This is a genomic window from Pedobacter sp. KBS0701, assembly GCF_005938645.2.
GTDB lineage: Bacteria > Bacteroidota > Bacteroidia > Sphingobacteriales > Sphingobacteriaceae > Pedobacter.
Genome location: NZ_CP042171.1, coordinates 2,796,354 through 2,811,936 on the forward strand (window position 1 = coordinate 2,796,354; position 15,583 = coordinate 2,811,936).

General features: G+C 39.1%; 15 protein-coding genes. 4 read left to right on the forward strand and 11 right to left on the reverse strand.

Features of this window, described 5'->3' with window-relative positions:
- Window positions 1-76: 76 nt before the first annotated feature.
- The 10 genes from FFJ24_RS11195 to FFJ24_RS11240 all read right to left on the reverse strand — a co-directional run bounded on the left by FFJ24_RS11195 (window position 77) and on the right by FFJ24_RS11240 (window position 10,961).
- Window positions 77-1,195 (reverse strand): FecR family protein, encoded by a 1,119-nt coding sequence (locus tag FFJ24_RS11195; protein WP_138821581.1) that lies wholly within the window; start codon window positions 1,193-1,195, stop codon window positions 77-79.
- Window positions 1,196-1,343: 148 nt separating this feature from the next.
- Window positions 1,344-1,967, reverse strand: coding sequence for an RNA polymerase sigma factor (locus tag FFJ24_RS11200; protein WP_246862796.1), 624 nt, complete (start codon window positions 1,965-1,967; stop codon window positions 1,344-1,346).
- Window positions 1,968-2,336: 369 nt separating this feature from the next.
- A complete protein-coding gene (locus FFJ24_RS11205; protein ID WP_138821582.1) occupies window positions 2,337-2,903 on the reverse strand; it encodes a biliverdin-producing heme oxygenase in 567 nt (188 codons plus the stop codon).
- A gap of 26 nt (window positions 2,904-2,929) precedes the next feature.
- The gene (locus FFJ24_RS11210) at window positions 2,930-5,293 is read right to left on the reverse strand and encodes a TonB-dependent receptor (RefSeq protein ID WP_138821583.1); all 2,364 of its coding nucleotides are present in this window, start codon (window positions 5,291-5,293) and stop codon (window positions 2,930-2,932) included.
- A 44-nt stretch (window positions 5,294-5,337) separates the two neighbouring features.
- Window positions 5,338-6,615, reverse strand: coding sequence for a S41 family peptidase (locus FFJ24_RS11215; protein ID WP_138821584.1), 1,278 nt, complete (start codon window positions 6,613-6,615; stop codon window positions 5,338-5,340).
- Between the two features lie 6 nt (window positions 6,616-6,621).
- Window positions 6,622-7,599 carry a hypothetical protein gene (locus FFJ24_RS11220; protein ID WP_138821585.1) on the reverse strand — a complete coding sequence of 326 codons (978 nt, stop codon included), beginning with the start codon at window positions 7,597-7,599 and terminating at the stop codon, window positions 6,622-6,624.
- 191 nt (window positions 7,600-7,790) lie between these two features.
- A complete protein-coding gene (locus FFJ24_RS11225) occupies window positions 7,791-8,378 on the reverse strand; it encodes a hypothetical protein (RefSeq protein ID WP_138821586.1) in 588 nt (195 codons plus the stop codon).
- An 89-nt stretch (window positions 8,379-8,467) separates the two neighbouring features.
- Window positions 8,468-9,433: a hypothetical protein gene (locus FFJ24_RS11230; protein WP_138821587.1), complete on the reverse strand. Its 966-nt coding sequence runs from the start codon at window positions 9,431-9,433 to the stop codon at window positions 8,468-8,470.
- Window positions 9,434-9,463: 30 nt separating this feature from the next.
- The gene (locus tag FFJ24_RS11235) at window positions 9,464-10,222 is read right to left on the reverse strand and encodes an HmuY family protein (protein ID WP_138821588.1); all 759 of its coding nucleotides are present in this window, start codon (window positions 10,220-10,222) and stop codon (window positions 9,464-9,466) included.
- A gap of 7 nt (window positions 10,223-10,229) precedes the next feature.
- Entirely contained in the window at window positions 10,230-10,961 is a 732-nt protein-coding gene (locus tag FFJ24_RS11240; protein WP_210419503.1) for an HmuY family protein, read from the reverse strand.
- A gap of 324 nt (window positions 10,962-11,285) precedes the next feature.
- On the opposite strand from FFJ24_RS11240, the gene FFJ24_RS11245 reads away from it, so the two are divergent.
- From FFJ24_RS11245 to FFJ24_RS11260, 4 genes are read left to right on the forward strand one after another with little or no spacing between them, the layout of a single operon-like run.
- Window positions 11,286-12,128, forward strand: coding sequence for a hemin ABC transporter substrate-binding protein (locus FFJ24_RS11245; RefSeq protein ID WP_138821589.1), 843 nt, complete (start codon window positions 11,286-11,288; stop codon window positions 12,126-12,128).
- A complete protein-coding gene (locus tag FFJ24_RS11250) occupies window positions 12,128-13,171 on the forward strand; it encodes an iron ABC transporter permease (RefSeq protein ID WP_138821590.1) in 1,044 nt (347 codons plus the stop codon). Before FFJ24_RS11245 ends, FFJ24_RS11250 begins: the two co-directional genes overlap by 1 nt.
- Window positions 13,172-13,182: 11 nt before the next feature.
- The gene (locus FFJ24_RS11255) at window positions 13,183-14,070 is read left to right on the forward strand and encodes a heme ABC transporter ATP-binding protein (protein ID WP_138821591.1); all 888 of its coding nucleotides are present in this window, start codon (window positions 13,183-13,185) and stop codon (window positions 14,068-14,070) included.
- Window positions 14,071-14,082: 12 nt separating this feature from the next.
- Entirely contained in the window at window positions 14,083-14,433 is a 351-nt protein-coding gene (locus FFJ24_RS11260; RefSeq protein WP_138821592.1) for a transcriptional repressor, read from the forward strand.
- On the opposite strand, the gene FFJ24_RS11265 is transcribed toward FFJ24_RS11260, so the two are convergent.
- Window positions 14,414-15,394, reverse strand: a complete 981-nt coding sequence (locus FFJ24_RS11265; RefSeq protein ID WP_138821593.1) for an AraC family transcriptional regulator — start codon at window positions 15,392-15,394, stop codon at window positions 14,414-14,416. The two genes, FFJ24_RS11260 and FFJ24_RS11265, sit on opposite strands and share 20 nt — an antisense overlap.
- Between the last annotated feature and the right edge of the window lie 189 nt (window positions 15,395-15,583).

A 15,583-nucleotide genomic window follows, 5' to 3' on the forward strand; every position in this document is an offset into this window, starting at 1 on the left:
TTTCATCATAAAGTTTAGTTAGTTTGTGAATTGGTTGGTTGATTTTTTTGGCTGTTTAAAGAAAAGCCGTTCTTGTTTAATTTCCGGTTACGGTTAATACCCTGCCCTTAGCATCAATATGAACGTGGTTAAGTTCTAATATTTTAAAAACCTCTGCCAGGTTGCTGCTTCTTGGTATCTCTCCTATGTATTTTTCTGATGTAATTTTGCCTTGATAAACTACATCTACATCATACCAACGCGAAATCTGTCGCATAATACTTTGCAGATCATCATCATCAAAAGAGAAAATATTATTCTTCCAGGCCATTTCTTTGTCAATATCAACCTGCTGATTGAGCGTTAATTTAGCTGTGTTTATATTTAGCTTCGATTGTTCGCCCGGGTGCAGGTTTATAGTACGAGAGGCATTGCTCACTTTTACCGATCCTTCTAAAAGCGTAGTTTTAATAATAGCTTCATCTCTGTAGGCGTTAATATTGAAATGCGTACCTAAAACTTCAATGTTTTGTGCATCTGTTTTTACCTTAAAAGGACGGGTATGGTCTTTTGAAACCTCAAAATAAGCTTCGCCATTAAGTTCTACTACCCTTTCGTTTTTTGCAAAGGCATAAGGGTACTTTAAGGTTGTGGCCGCATTAAGCCAAACTTTCGTTCCATCGGGCAGGCTTACCTGGTATTGTCCGCCACGTGGCGTGCTAATGGTGTTTGAGCCTGTAACCGGGGCATTAGGAATTTCTTTAATGATGTATTCGAGTTGACCGTTTTTAGTCTTGTGGATGATAATACCGCTTTGGCTCGCAATCTGACCGTTTTTAGCATCATCCAGATTTACCACCGTTCCATCTGCTAGTGTTAACATCGCTTTATTTCCACCTGGAAGAATATCTTTTAACTCTGTTTTAGCTGTTAACGGATCAGCATTACGCTGGGCAATAAAATAAAGCCCAACGCCAAGGCATAAAACGATACTTGCCGCAACAGCAAGCCATTTAACCGTGATCAATTTTAAAGATTTACCACGAGGGCTTAATTGGTTCCAAACTTCTTGCTTACTGGATGCTATAATTGAATGATGGGGTGCTTCTTTTTCAAAAGGTAATTGCAGGTACCAATCTTCAACAATAGCCATCTCTTCGGGCGTACAATTACCAGAAATGTATTTATCTAAAAGCTTTTTTGCATTTTTCTCCATTAAAAAGAAGTTTGTTTGGGTTGATTAATGTATATACGGCGAAGGTATAGCCATGGGGGTATCAGAAAATTATTTTTTTTTAAAAATATATTTTCAATACACTTTAAATCGAAGAGAAAAAGCTTAGTTTAAATGCGCAAAAAGGAATTTAATGATAAGTTCTGAAGAGGAAAGCAACATAAATAAATATACCCAACCTTGATTTAAGAATTCGGAGCGCTTTTTTAACCTGGGTTTTGACCGTTAACTCTGAAAGACCTAATTCTAATGCAATTTCTTTGTGGGATTTATTTTTTTTTCGACTTAAAATAAAAATTTCACGCATTTTAGTTGGCAAAGCATCAATTTCTTGTTCAATTAATTGCGCCATTTGTTTTTCCCGCACCATATAATCAGTCAACACATGATCTTGATCTATATAATCCTGTAAAGAATCGACATATTTACTTTCTACTTTTTGATGTGCAAATACATCCAGCACACGATTACGTACAGCAGTATATAAATATGCTGATAAGTTACCATCAGGTGCTACCTGTAAACGTTTAACCCAAAGCGATTCAAACAACTGGTGTAAAACGTCTTTCGCTTCTTCATCATCATTTAAGCGTTTGCTGGCATGGATGAAAAGTAGTCCATAAAAACGGTTGTAAATTTCGGTAAAGGCCATCTCATCACCTTGAGTTAACAAGTATGCCAATTCGCTATCAGAATATGAATCGTAAACACGCATAGAGATAAACAAAGATAATACAAATACAATCGGTTTCATTGGCTTGTACCAGGGGATATCTTACTTATGTCTTGAAAGTTGTAACTTTTTACATGGAAATAGTGGTTTTTAACTACGAAAAAAGGAATTTAACAATTTGAAAGGTTTCGTAAACAAAAACAGTCATCAAACAGATAAGACTGATGCCCACTGTAAAAAATAGCAGGTAGAATCCAGGCTTATTTTTCAACTCAAAAACCAATAGGGTGAATGTTGGGGCCAGGTATGTGGGATATAGATCTATGGACTAAAAGTTTTTAACCACAGATGCACCAGATCAACACGGATAGATATCTGTGTGTATCCTTTTGATCTGTGGTTAAATTATTTATGCTTGTGCCTAAAGGGACTTAACCTGATCAAGTTATGCTAAACCGTATCTACATTTTCTTTTTCAAAAACATAAGCAAAATGTTTAAAGGTTTCGTTTGCTGCAACAATAGCCTCTTGTTCTTCTTGGTCAGTTTTTGCCTGTGCATTTAAAACAGCTACAAAATTGCCCCACATCATGCCTGTGGCTTCTCCATAACCCGAGAAGAAAGAAATACCTTTGCTTACCCCACCTTTTTCAAGCATTTTAACAATAATACTTCCACCCATAATAGAACCTTCCAATACATATAATGCACCCAATGCCTGTACAACATTTTCAATTTTTGGTACGGTTGTAAATGGAAGATCAGTGATATCTGCACCGAGTTCTAAAATATCCGCTTTAATATAGCCCGAATTTCTACGCTGTGCATAATCCGGTAGAACCGATGCCGTGATAAAAGGTTTAATTATTTCTTCGATATGACTGAAATACGCAAAAAAATGTTTCAACAAATCTGCATAGTCCTCATTGCTTCTGATTGCTTTTAGCTTTAAAACAACCTGTTTCTCTAAATTCTGGTGTTCGGCTTTTGTAGCCTCTTTAATATTTGTACTTAACATGTTTTGTAATTTATAGTGTTTGAAATTTAATCTTTATATAAACGGTAGGTTAAACCAGCCAGCAGCACGCGCCCTGGCTGTCCGGGCATTAAACGGTCGGTATAGTTCAAAATATTATCTGCCGTAAGTCTGATACTCAAATGCTGTTTCATTAATTTCTTTTCAAAAGCGGCATTAAACATAAAAAAGCCATCAACAAAGGTGTCGTACCGATCGATAAACTGGTTTCCATTGCGGTCGCCAAAGGGATATTTACCCCTGTAATTTATGCGTATGTTTAGGCTGGCATCCCAGGGGCGGTAATTATAAAAAGCTTTAAAATTGGCCATGTGACGCGATCTGTTTTCAATCCCCCAATAATCAGAAGGTTTTGGCGCATAGGAGTTTCCGGTTGCAGCATCGTGGATATTCTGGTTATAAGGATAATGCCCGGTTTTAATGCTATCAATTACGCTTAAATCCTTCGCAATGAGGTATTGATAACCTGCGCTCAGTTCTAAGTTTTTGATCGGGCTAATGGCAAAAGAAATATCGCCCCCTTTATTTACGGCTTCGGGTAGGTTCTGATAAGTATAAATATTCCTGTTCCCACTGCCTGTGGCTATCTGGATGCTATTGATCTGGTTACGTAAACTGTGATGAAAAACACCGGCTTCAACTTTCATGTTTTCTTTGGGTTTCCACTCGAAACTTAAATTTAACGAAGTACTTCTTTCTGCCTGTAAATTTTGATCGAGCTGGTTTAACAGAAAAGCCCTGATCTCGCTGATCTGTCCCTGCGCCTGCAACTGGTTTAATGTTTGACTTAACACTTCATTTCCAATAACCAGGTAATTTGCTGCCGGATTATAAAAAACAAGGTACCTCGATTTAAAGTCAGGTGCTTTAAATCCAGTGCCAGCACCGGCCTTAAAGGTTAAAGTTGGGATGATTTTATACTGCAAACCTAAGCTGGGGTTAAGTTTACTCCCGTAGGTATTGGTTAAATCGTAACGTAGCCCTGCAACAATACCCAATTGTTTAGTGAGCTGCCAATCGCCCTGAAGAAAAGCAAAACCTGAACTTACTGAAGCTGGATTGGTTAGCGAAACATCATTCATACTTTCGATACTACCGCCCAAACCGCCTGTAAATTTAAGTTCATCGTTTACACCATAGGCAAACTGCTGTTCGAAACGGTGTAAGTTCTGTGCGAAAATATCTTTTGTAATGGAGCTATTGGTCTGTTGCCAGTCTACACTTTGATCTGACTGGAAATTGGTATAGTAATAACGGCTCATGCTTCGTAGTCCCGAACTGAAATTATGTTCGAGAGTAGCTGATAGGTTTAAATCCTGTTCGTCCTGGCTATCGCCTGAAATAATACCCAAACCAAAATCTTTAGACATAAAAGATTTCCGTAGTCCGTACCTGCCACTAAAACCAACAGTACTTTTAGGTGTTAAGCGATAACGCAGTCTCCCCTGTAAAGCATAATTATCGTAAGGTGGTGCAGTGGTACCTTGTTGGATGTATTTAGGATTGGTATTAAAACCATCAGTGCGGTAATAGTTTGCAGAAATATTTGCCGATCCTCTTTGCGAGGCAAATGGCGTTTCTCCTTCAAGGGTTATATCGGCAATATTCAAGCTTCCATAATTTGCGGCAACCGATGCCTGCGGCTGTAAAGCGCCGTAGCGGGTTACGATATTAATCGCCCCGCCTAGCGCTTCGCTTCCAAAGAGACAAGAGGATGCACCTTTAATAATTTCGATCCGTTCGATATTGGAAACACTGATCCTGGATAAATCAAAATTTCCGCTGTTGCGGCCAACCATTGGCTGTCCATCAATCAATATCATTATGTATTCACTGCTAAAACCCTGTATCTGTACACCCACAGATCGCGCACCACCGCCAATATTATTCACAATAGCAATTCCGGTTTGTTCTTTTAATATCTCATCCAATCTCCTGCTTCCCATCAGTTCGATGGTGCAGCGACTGATTACGGTAACAGGCATGGCACTGCGCTCTAATTTTAATAAGTTATCCGGAGCAGCACGGTTTTCAGATACGGCAATGTCGTTAAGTTCTCGTTCATCATCTGATAGTTTAATTATTAGGTTATTTGTAGCCGCAGAACCGATTTTAATATTGGCTTGATGATTGATTTTGCCGACCATGCTTACGGTAATGTTGTAATTACCAGTAAATATCTTGTTGAAGCTAAAATTTCCTTTGGCGTCGGTTTCGGTGCTATGCCCGTCGGGCTCCAAACGCACAGTTGCACCACGTAAAGGTTTATCAAACTCATCAGTAACCTTGCCTTTTAAACTTCCATAATCTTGTGCAGCAGCCGTTAAATGAAAAAACACAAGGAAAAATATGATGGCGGATAGTTTAAACATGTTTTATTTTTATTGTTGTAGTACCAGGTTTTATTCCTTCCTGTTTATTTTCTTAATCGTAACCTGTTTTCGAGCATTACACTTTCTACATTATTTACCTGTAAAAGGTCAGCTTTACTATTGGCAGTTTTACCTGTTGTGGCCAGCTTGTTTGCAGTTAGTATTCTGGTTCCGTTAACCAGCGAAAGCGCAGCATTTAAGCACAGTTCATCCGGATCGCCCAAAAGCGGATTATCTACTCCTTTTACAACAACATCCGGCTGCATGCCGCTAAAATAATCCGACCAGCCATTGGCATTTTTAATAAGGAAACTGCTCAGATAAATACTGTACTGATCGATATTAATTCCGAAGAAACCCACTGGTTTGCCATAGGTTTTCTCTCCGACCAGTTTCACATCAAAATAAGGTTTCAGGCAACTGATCAGCATTTCGCTGGCCGATGCTGTTTGTGCTGATACAATTACATAAACCGACTGGATACTTTGCAAATTCCCCTTTTTACTAAATTTATAGGTATTGCCGGCAACAGAATAATCTACATCAGCCATGGTCGCATTACGGCCATTATAAATGGTAGTTTTCCCATTAGCATCTAAATACGGCTGGTGTTTTAATATCGGTACAGTACCATTCTGCATGGCAGAATTAAATACTTCACTGTACATCACCTTTCCGTTCAAACTACCAGGAACAATTAAATTGGCTATATATTCTGCAGTTTCTAAATAACCACCTCCATTTCTTCTTAGATCGATTACAATGGATTTTGGATTCGCACTTGCCAGATCTGCAAATACTTCATCTAGGGCTGTTTTGGTTGTGCTTAACTTAGGGAATGAACCTAAAGCGATATATGCAACCTGCTCACTACCAGTTGAAATGAGCTTACCCGCTAATACAGCTGTGCCTGGGTTTACGACCCCAGCACTTGTACCTGGTAAACTTCTACCCACCTGCAGGTTCGAATATTTTGGATTCTCGAAATAAACCGGCAATTCGTAAGGGCTGTTAGTGGCTGTATTTATTTTAAGCTGCGAAATATCAAACAATTCTTTTTTAAATGCTGTGATATCGGAATTCATCCCGGCATATTTTTGTCTTGGGTTAAACTCTGCATAGCCTGGCAATACATCGTTCCATAGGTATACTTGTTTGGCGTACAAAAAAATTGAATCGAGCGTAAACTGTTTACGTGTACCCATGGTTGGTGAAACAATTTCATCCGCATCATCAACGGGAAGCTGTGCCTTTTTACAGGCATAGGTTCCCATTAGAATCAGCGTAAAGAGCGTAATATATAGCTTAATACAATGTTGCACTATTTATTAGTTTGTAATGGTAATCATGTCGTCAAAATAATCTGATCCTGTACCCGCTGCATAATATTCTCCTGCAGGATAATTATAGATAAACAGATCGTATTGACCAATAGGCAAGCCTTCAGGCACCTTTAATGTTAATTGACCAGTTTTAGTTTCTTTGACCGTAAAATCATAAAACTGTTTGTTTGCTACATTTCGGATTGAAAACTTATTGATCAATTCAATCCTGTTTACCCCATTTAGTGTAAATTCTTCTCCAGGTTTTAAAGTGGTTTTTATGGCAGTCATTTCAAGAGCACTTATAAAAGGAGAGCCGGCAGTTATGCCAAAGGTCCGCTCTATAACTACAGTTCTTTGCCCAGAAACAACCTTCAGTTTATAAATACCATCTGGTGTTGTTGTATCTAATATCACACTTACAGCAATTGGAGTCAGTGTTCCAATTGTTAACTCTTTTTCATTGTTATTAGCTGTATTGATCAGGTAAACTTTGGTCTGATTTTTATCAGCAATAACATTATCACCGCTGATAATAATATTCCTACCTTTTATTGCAAAATTTTTGGCATTGTATACTGAAATCCCACCAGTTACATCAACCTTAAGCAGTGGCTGATTTACAATCTTTTTAATTACATATTCTTTAGTCGTACCATTCTGCGCGGTTACCACAAACTTGGTTGTTTCTTTAAAAGCTACTGTTTCTCCAGATGATGGGTTAACACTTGCCCGTTCTGATACGACAATAGTGGGCACAATATTATCGGGTACTGCCTGATTTGATGGCCAATATATAGTGAGGTTCTTTTCACCAATTACAGCCTTTATTGGTTCACCATTGGCATCTTTTACGGTAAAACTTACAATGTCCGCATAAGGAAAATCTTCATATTCTTTTTTGCAGGCACTAAACAGGCTTAACAAGCAAAAAAGCAAAAGGCAGTATGAACTGGCAGAGAAGCGTTTATATGTTGTATTCATAATCAATTATTGTTAGATTTGCATTTTTAGAGCCCGCAAATATGGTCTTTACCCAAGGCTAATATTCTTAAAACGATTCGGGATTATTCCCTTATTTGGGTTTTATTTATGATTTTTAGGGGCGGCTAGTCGTGTTTTCGCCCCTTTTTCAAATCAATTTCAATTCAGGAAATCCCCTGGTGAATTAATCCTTATTTTAATCTCTTAATATGGAAGTTTACAGTAGTATTGTAAGTACCAGATGTAGTTACGCCATCAAGCTGAACTACATAAAGTCTGGTTGAACCAGCAATTGTTGAGCCGTTACCTACAACAGCATATCTTAGAGCCACAGGAGTAATGGTACGGTTAACGCGGTCGTAATTATACCATCCAACTACAGTTGCACTATTGCTACCCAAAGTGCTAATTGCACCCAATGTAACCGAAGAAACATCGGTTAAAGTAATACCAGTAACATTAGTTACTGAAGCAGAATCGTAATAACCAAGGCTATTTGTTCCTGCGATGGTAATGTTTCCGTTAAAGTTACTGTCAAAATTAACCTGGTTTCCGGAGCTTGCAACAACATTATTTAATAAGTCGTAACCAACCGCAGTCCAGGAAGTAGGCGAAGTTGATGAATTGGTTACTACACCCGCTTCCGTAGCACCAACGGCAATTAACGCAGTTGTATTTTGTAAAGCAAGTTTGTTATCTGGTTGAACGGCTTCTTTTTTACAAGCGGTTCCTAATATGGCTAAAGTTGCAATTGCGAACGTAAGTTTTAAAAATTTCATTTTCATTTTTTTTTAGATTTATGATTTTTACTATATAAATGGGAATAATCTCCCGAATCGTTTTTCATGATTGAATGGTAAACAGGCTGTTATTTTGCAGTGACGGTAACAGACCAGTTTAGGGTTGATAAAGGCCAGGTACCAAAAGATGCTGTTGGTGTATATAGCCCTGGTGGAACGGTATCAGGCACCCGGATTACAGCCTCGGTACGATTATAGGAAACAATAGGCAAGGGTGTTTTTTGTCCGTTTACCGTAATATAGAATTCCTTAAAATCGTGGAATATAATTTGCGAAGAATTGATTTTGAAGGTTTCACCCTGTTTAACAGTTACCGGACCATAGTTTATGCCCGGCCTGCCATAAACTACCTTTACCGGATACTTCATTTCAGAAGTTAAGGCCTGTACTTTTACCCTTACTTTGTAGGTTCCGGTATCTAAAGTTTGTGAAACCTGCAGGTAACCATAAGTATAGGTCTTAACACCACCTATCATGGCTACCGATATACCTGGCGTTCCAAGCGAAAGGCTGGGTGTTAACTCATATTCCTTATCGTTTTTATCAACTAAAAATGCTTTGATCTTTTTAAGGTCAGAAACATTAAAATTACCTTGAACGCGCACATCATACGTACCAACTGCCATTGTAGATGTTGTAGTGGCTGTTGATAGTTCGATTAATACCAAAGGCGAGATCTGATTTAGTTTGATAATCAGTTTGTAAGTTGAAGTGCTTTGATCAGCACCTACAACAGTATAAGTCTTTTGGCTATTTAATACCTCAACCGGTGCAAGCGTTTCGCTCAGTTTAGCTCCTGCCGAAAGTTTGATTGCAGGTTCGATTACATCCAGTTCATAATAATAAGGTAAGTAAAGTGTAATGGTTTTATCAGTCTCATCAATGGCACCGAAAATGTTTCCATCCGATACAGCAACCTTAAACTCGGTGATTTTATTTGCCGGAAGTGGATCCAGACTAATTGTTTTCTTGCAAGCGGCAAGCGTAGCAACTGTTAATATAATACAAAGCAGTTGCGTTAATTTATTCTTCATTTTAATATGGATGTTGATTTATGCGTGGGTTTATTTAATCTCGAATTTTGTACTTCCTTTTGGCACAATGACGAATTCAAAGGTGAAATACATGTGTGGGGTGGTTCTGAACCATTTGTCGGCAGTAAAAGCATCTTTATAACAGCTGATCATTTTAATCTTTGCATAATCGCCTTTGGCCGTACGGACAATAACGGTGCGTTTTTCGGGCATGGCATAGGCCACATGCTGTTTATCATAACTACCATCTCCCCTTTTGGTGCCTCCAAAATCGTAAAGGTACCAACCAATACCTTCTCCAAAATCGCCTTCATTGTCGGTTCCAATAAATTTGCTGATGCTTAATGTAGCATCTGCAGGCACATCAACTACCTGGTCAAATGGTTTTTCCAAAATGGCAATAGCGCCTGAACCTGTGCTTCCTGATCCTAAACTTGTTGATGACTGACCGTTGTTAGGACTTAAAAAACTATTGTAAAGACCGTTAAAGCCAACATCCCAACGATTTGTTTTGGCATATAGCAAGGGCACTATTTCTTTTGTTTCCAGGCTGAACAGCACAGCTGTTGGTGGTACGGTTGGATTGGCATCATCTGTTTCTACAGCAAGGTTTTCGATACGCTGTAATTTATAATATGGTGTGCCACCTTCTGTTTTGGTCGGTATTTCCTTTTCAGGTTCCGGCGAAATCACTTCGTCTTTTTTGCAGCTTATAAAAAGTACCGCCAGTACCAAAAAGGTTGAAACCCATTTAAACAGCACTTTATTTATTATAGTAATATTGTTCATCTTTCAGTTATTTGGTCTGTAAATTTTTGCTTCCATCCTGTTGTACATAATATTTAAAAGTATAGTAAGGCGCAGGCCAGTTTAAATCAGTAACACTGGGCGGATTGCCTTTATAGGCATTAATCAATTGTAGTTTGGCGTATTTACCATCAGGTAACCTAATGGCGTAGGTGCGGTTGGGTATAGCCTGCATAATATGCGAACTGAGGCTATAGAAAAACCATCCGTTTGAGGTTGCCGACGATGCCCAGCCAATTTTAGTTACTTTGCTCGCATCAAAGGCCTGATCAGAGGGCGCCTGATTAAGCGTATCGTAACTTTGCTCAAGCATTATAACCGCACTTTTAGCCATTCCGCCATAACCAGGGTTAAATTGATAATCTTTATCATTTACATAAACCTCGCTATTGTAGGGACCGGTAAAGGCGAGGTCCCAGTCTTTTGTTTTTAGCCATTGTGCCGAATCAGCTGCATTACGGATCCAGATCTGTTTCTGATCATTGAAACGAAAAAGAAAAGTATAAAATGCACGTACTTCTTTGCCCGGCGTTCCATTTCCCATGGCGGCCTGAGTATCGCCAGCCAGATCGGTTATCACAATACTCTTACCATCCTGTAAAACTTCGTTTGGATCGGGTTCATCTTTTTTGCACGAACCAAGTGAGAGAACCAATAACAAAAAACCAACAGCTAAAACTGTTTTTCTCTTTATTGGCCAACTGGATTTTGTATATTTCATTATGATGTTATTTTTAATCATTCTAAATAAGAACACTGCAAACATCCATATTAAGGGCCATAAATGGTTTGTGCAATCCGTATTTTCTTTTGTGCAATCCGTATTTTCTTTTGTTCAATGCGTATTATTTATCATCAGATTTAACTAATTTTTATTTACCGAAACCCACTAAAAAATCACAAATAACTGTAAAACAGACAGATAAATAGATACGTAAACTGAACAGGTTTTAAAAATTGTATTTAGGATAATCCATGTTGCCTTATCAATTACTTGTATTTAGATTAATTAAACACTTTTTTTGTCCATATAACCATCGCCTACATGAGGATTAAAAAGTATTATATTGTATTGATTATCGTTTCTTTTTTTAGTGCTACGGAATATGTTGCTGCACAGGTGAAGCGTATCATTACCTTAAGCAGTGCCATTAGTGAAACCGTAAATGCATTGGGTTACGGTAAGAATATTCTGGCTACTGATGTAACCAGTGTATCGCCGGAAGAGATTAACAGATTGCCCAAAGTGAGCAGAAACCGCTCTTTTTCTGTTGAAAGTATTACCGCTTACCGTCCAGATCTTATTTTGGTACCTGAAGGAGATTTTTCTAAAGAAAACCTTTACCAGTTTAAATCATTGGGTATCCGGGTGGTTACCATCCGCCAGGAATTTTCTGTTCAGGGTGCAACAAAATTTATCAGGCAAATTGCCAATGCCATTGGCGATAAGGCACGCGGAGAACAACTGGCACAAAAAACAGAAAGTAACATCAAAACCACTTTAACTCAGCTAAAAAAGAGCAGCAAAAGCCCGAAGGTTTTATTTATTTATGCACGTGGCGTTGGCACCATGAATGTCGCCGGCAAAGGCAGCAGCATAGATGAGATCATTAAACTGGCAGGAGGCAAAAATGCCATTCAGGAGTTTAGCGAGTTTAAACCTTATACCACTGAAGCATTGATTAAAAGCAATCCGGATGTGATTTTAATGTTCGATTTCGGATTAAGCAGTTTAGGCGGAAGAGCAGCCTTTTTAGATCTTCCTGGTGTAAGTTATACCAATGCCGGAAAAAATAAAAAGATCATAGAAATGAACGGACCTCTTCTGATCAACTTTAGCAATAGACTGCCAGAAGCCATTAAAGCACTAAATAACCGTATTTTGTAATGAAAAGAACCGTTATTTATACCTGCCTGAGTGTAAGTTTATTGGTTGCCATCTGTTTTTCCTTAGCCTCAGGTGCCATGCACATTCCCATAAAAGAAGTGATTAATACCCTAACCCATGCCATGGGGTTTTCTGTTTTTGGCAGTGCCGGTCACGGTATAAATGAAGGGGTAATTATGATGATCAGACTGCCCCGCACCTTGATGGGTGTACTGGTTGGTGCAGCTTTGGGCATTTCTGGTGCAGCCATACAAGGAATATTCAGGAATCCATTGGCCGAACCCAGTTTGGTAGGTATATCGGCTGGGGCATCGTTAATGGCGGTATTAATTATTGCTTTCGAAACGCTGTTATTTTCTAGTTTGAGTCAGCTGCTGGGTTATTACCTTTTGGCCTTTGGCGCTTTTGCCGGTGCAGGCATTACCGCCATGCTGGTGTACAATCTTTCTAAAATCAATGGACAGGCAAATGTTTCGACCATGTTGCTCGCGGGTATTGCCATCAATGCAATGGCTGGCGCTTTAACCGGATTGGTTACTTATCTGGCCGATGAACAGAAACTCAGGAGCATTACCTTCTGGATGATGGGCAGCCTGGGCGGGGCTACCTGGCAAAATGTAAGCTGCTTGTTTCCTTTTGTACTTATCCCTGTAATTGGGCTCCCATTTTTAGCCAAAGGTTTAAATCTATTTGCCATTGGCGAAAATCAGGTAGAATTGATAGGCTTAAACCCCAACCGCATTAAAATATTGGTGGTGGTATTGGCTACCATGGCTGTTGGTGCTTCTGTTGCCGTTTCGGGAATTATTGGTTTTATTGGCCTGCTCATCCCCCATCTTACTCGTTTGTTGGGCGGAGTAGATCATCGTTTTGTACTTCCTGTTTCGGCATTAATGGGTGCATTGGTACTTACATTGGCTGATATGGTTTCGAGATTGATTGTGCAACCAATCGAATTGCCGATTGGTGCGGTTACTGCTTTAATGGGTACGCCCATATTTTTATATATCCTCATTAAAGACAAAAAGAAATTAGTTAATTAAATAATCGATTTATGCTCAGAGTAGAATCCATCAGCTATAAATTAAACAACAGGCCACTTTTAAAAGATATCTCATTCAGTATCAGGCCAGGCGAAATGGTTGCACTTTTAGGGTCGAACGGTGCCGGGAAATCTACCTTAATGCGACTGCTTTCTGGTGAACGAAAGCCCGACAGCGGGCGGATTATGTTATACGGAGCAGATATTAAACATTATAACCGAAAAGTACTGGCCACCAAAAGGGCTTATCTGCAACAACACAACCCCATTACCATGGCCTTTAGTGTGAAAGAAATCGTGATGATGGGCCGTTATGGTTTTAAAAGTTTATCATCGGCCAAAAATGATCCGCTAGCCCTTACCGAAACGATGGAAATCTGCGGATTAACTGATCTTGCAGACCGATCGATGTTAAGTCTTTCGGGAGGTGAACAGCAACGTGTACACCTGGCACGGGTACTGGCCCAATTGTGGGACAATAAAGACTCGGTATTGCTCCTGGACGAACCGACCAACAATATGGATCTTCAGTTTCAGCACCAAACTCTTGCTATAGCCGCTGCCATGGCAAAAAAGGGGTATATGATTGTAGTGGTATTGCACGAAGTTAATCTCGCAGCGCAATATGCCAGTCGCATAATTATTTTAAAAGACGGTAGAAAATGGTGGGATGGAACACCTGTACAGGTACTTACCCCTCAGCATATATATACGGCATTTGGCATCCATGCACAGGCCTATACAGACCAAAGCAGCCTAAAAACGATTATTGTACCCAAAGAAATTAAGCTTTATGCGGCAAAATTTAACACCAATCTGAAAACGACACAACAACCCATATATAAGTTAAAGACTATCGAAACTGATGAATTAATCAACCTCCAATCTGTAAAGATTTAATCTCCGCTACCTATGGAAAACATTCAAAAACTACTTAACAGCGCACAAACTATTGGCCAGTTACCAAATTCGGCCTGTACCGACGCTTTTAAAGAAACACTTTTAAAAACGATAAACGATTACTGTAGATTAAAACGCCTGGCCTTTTCCGAAAAAAGATTATGGATTGCGTTTAAACTGATGGAGGTAAGGGATTTTATTCATCCCGAATCGCTTTGGCTAATGCTTAAGGAAGATAAAACACCCATCAGCATCGGTTGTGTATATACCAACCTAAAGCTAATGGAAGCAGCAGGTATAGCCGAAGCGCAAAGTGCAGGATCGAGACTAATCCTGTATAAGATCAGAGTCTTACATCACTAGGCAAAATGCCGTAGTATTTTTTGAATGCGTTGGTGAAACTGGACTGATGTTTAAAACCAACGTTTATCCCTACCTCGTACATATTTTTGCCTTCTTCTAAGATCAATCTTTTGGCCTCTTCCATTCTTAAACGGGTTACAAAATCGTATATAGTACTGCCAAAATATTTTTTAAAGCCTGTTCTCAATTTAAATTCATTGAGCAAGATCATTTTAGAAAGCTGTTTATGGGTTGGTGGATCGATATAATCGCGTTCCAGAATCTCCCTGGCTTCTTCAAGTTTTGGGATATCGCGATCAAGTAGCGACTCTCTACCGCCTTGTATATGCTGACTAAATTGTTCCAGTTGGTACATAATCAGTTCCGTAATCCGGGCATCGGTAAACAGGCGTTTCAATTCCCCATCCTGCCTGCAGGTGATGATCGCTTCGATTGACCTGCGCATTTCTGGTGTCATAAAAAGATCGTGTTCGGCAAAAGAGGTCGATACCCCTTTTTCCATCTCCTGTACAAATTGCTCATGCAATGGAGAGTACAAATCCACTAAGCGTAAATAGTAATCTTTAGAGAGTACGATTAGAAAATATACAAATTCTACATCGGGCTTCACATCGTAAGCTTGCTTTGCTGAGGGAATATAGCGGATATTATGTCTGCTCCGGCCGTATTCAGCCGATTGTTTACCCGCAACGCCCGAACCATTTTTACTGCTAAAAATAAACTGACAGGTAATAGCCTCTCCTTCTACCTCGGTAAGGATCCTCGCAGGTCCATCAAATTTCATTTCAGAATGCACCAAAAAAAGACCATTGGTAGAGAGCTGATAATTTTTAATGCCTACCGGAGCATCTTTAATGGTTAGTGATTTTTCGGATAATCGGTGATCTGGAACATATTTATCTGGAATTTCTTCCATGAACAGAAAATCTTTCTGATGCTCTATTCTTGCCTTTACAATCATTCCGGTCTGGGTTAATGTCTAATCATGGATAAACAAATATACAATATTATTTATATCAATTCTAAATAAGAGTAATTAATCTGCATCTCTATGTTGGGAGATATAAAATGAAAGATATTGTCTGGCACTGTTCGTTTTCGAACGAAAACCGTTCAATTACGGACATGTTTTGTTTAGATTTTCTAAAAA

Coding starts and splice junctions, on each gene's coding strand:
- FFJ24_RS11195 (WP_138821581.1), bottom strand. CDS start 1,195: ATGGAGAAAAATGCAAAAAAGCTTTTAGATAAATACATTTCTGGTAAT.
- FFJ24_RS11200 (WP_246862796.1), bottom strand. CDS start 1,967: ATGAAACCGATTGTATTTGTATTATCTTTGTTTATCTCTATGCGTGTT.
- FFJ24_RS11205 (WP_138821582.1), bottom strand. CDS start 2,903: ATGTTAAGTACAAATATTAAAGAGGCTACAAAAGCCGAACACCAGAAT.
- FFJ24_RS11210 (WP_138821583.1), bottom strand. CDS start 5,293: ATGTTTAAACTATCCGCCATCATATTTTTCCTTGTGTTTTTTCATTTA.
- FFJ24_RS11220 (WP_138821585.1), bottom strand. CDS start 7,599: ATGAATACAACATATAAACGCTTCTCTGCCAGTTCATACTGCCTTTTG.
- FFJ24_RS11225 (WP_138821586.1), bottom strand. CDS start 8,378: ATGAAATTTTTAAAACTTACGTTCGCAATTGCAACTTTAGCCATATTA.
- FFJ24_RS11230 (WP_138821587.1), bottom strand. CDS start 9,433: ATGAAGAATAAATTAACGCAACTGCTTTGTATTATATTAACAGTTGCT.
- FFJ24_RS11235 (WP_138821588.1), bottom strand. CDS start 10,222: ATGAACAATATTACTATAATAAATAAAGTGCTGTTTAAATGGGTTTCA.
- FFJ24_RS11240 (WP_210419503.1), bottom strand. CDS start 10,961: ATGAAATATACAAAATCCAGTTGGCCAATAAAGAGAAAAACAGTTTTA.
- FFJ24_RS11245 (WP_138821589.1), top strand. CDS start 11,286: ATGAGGATTAAAAAGTATTATATTGTATTGATTATCGTTTCTTTTTTT.
- FFJ24_RS11250 (WP_138821590.1), top strand. CDS start 12,128: ATGAAAAGAACCGTTATTTATACCTGCCTGAGTGTAAGTTTATTGGTT.
- FFJ24_RS11255 (WP_138821591.1), top strand. CDS start 13,183: ATGCTCAGAGTAGAATCCATCAGCTATAAATTAAACAACAGGCCACTT.
- FFJ24_RS11260 (WP_138821592.1), top strand. CDS start 14,083: ATGGAAAACATTCAAAAACTACTTAACAGCGCACAAACTATTGGCCAG.
- FFJ24_RS11265 (WP_138821593.1), bottom strand. CDS start 15,394: ATGATTGTAAAGGCAAGAATAGAGCATCAGAAAGATTTTCTGTTCATG.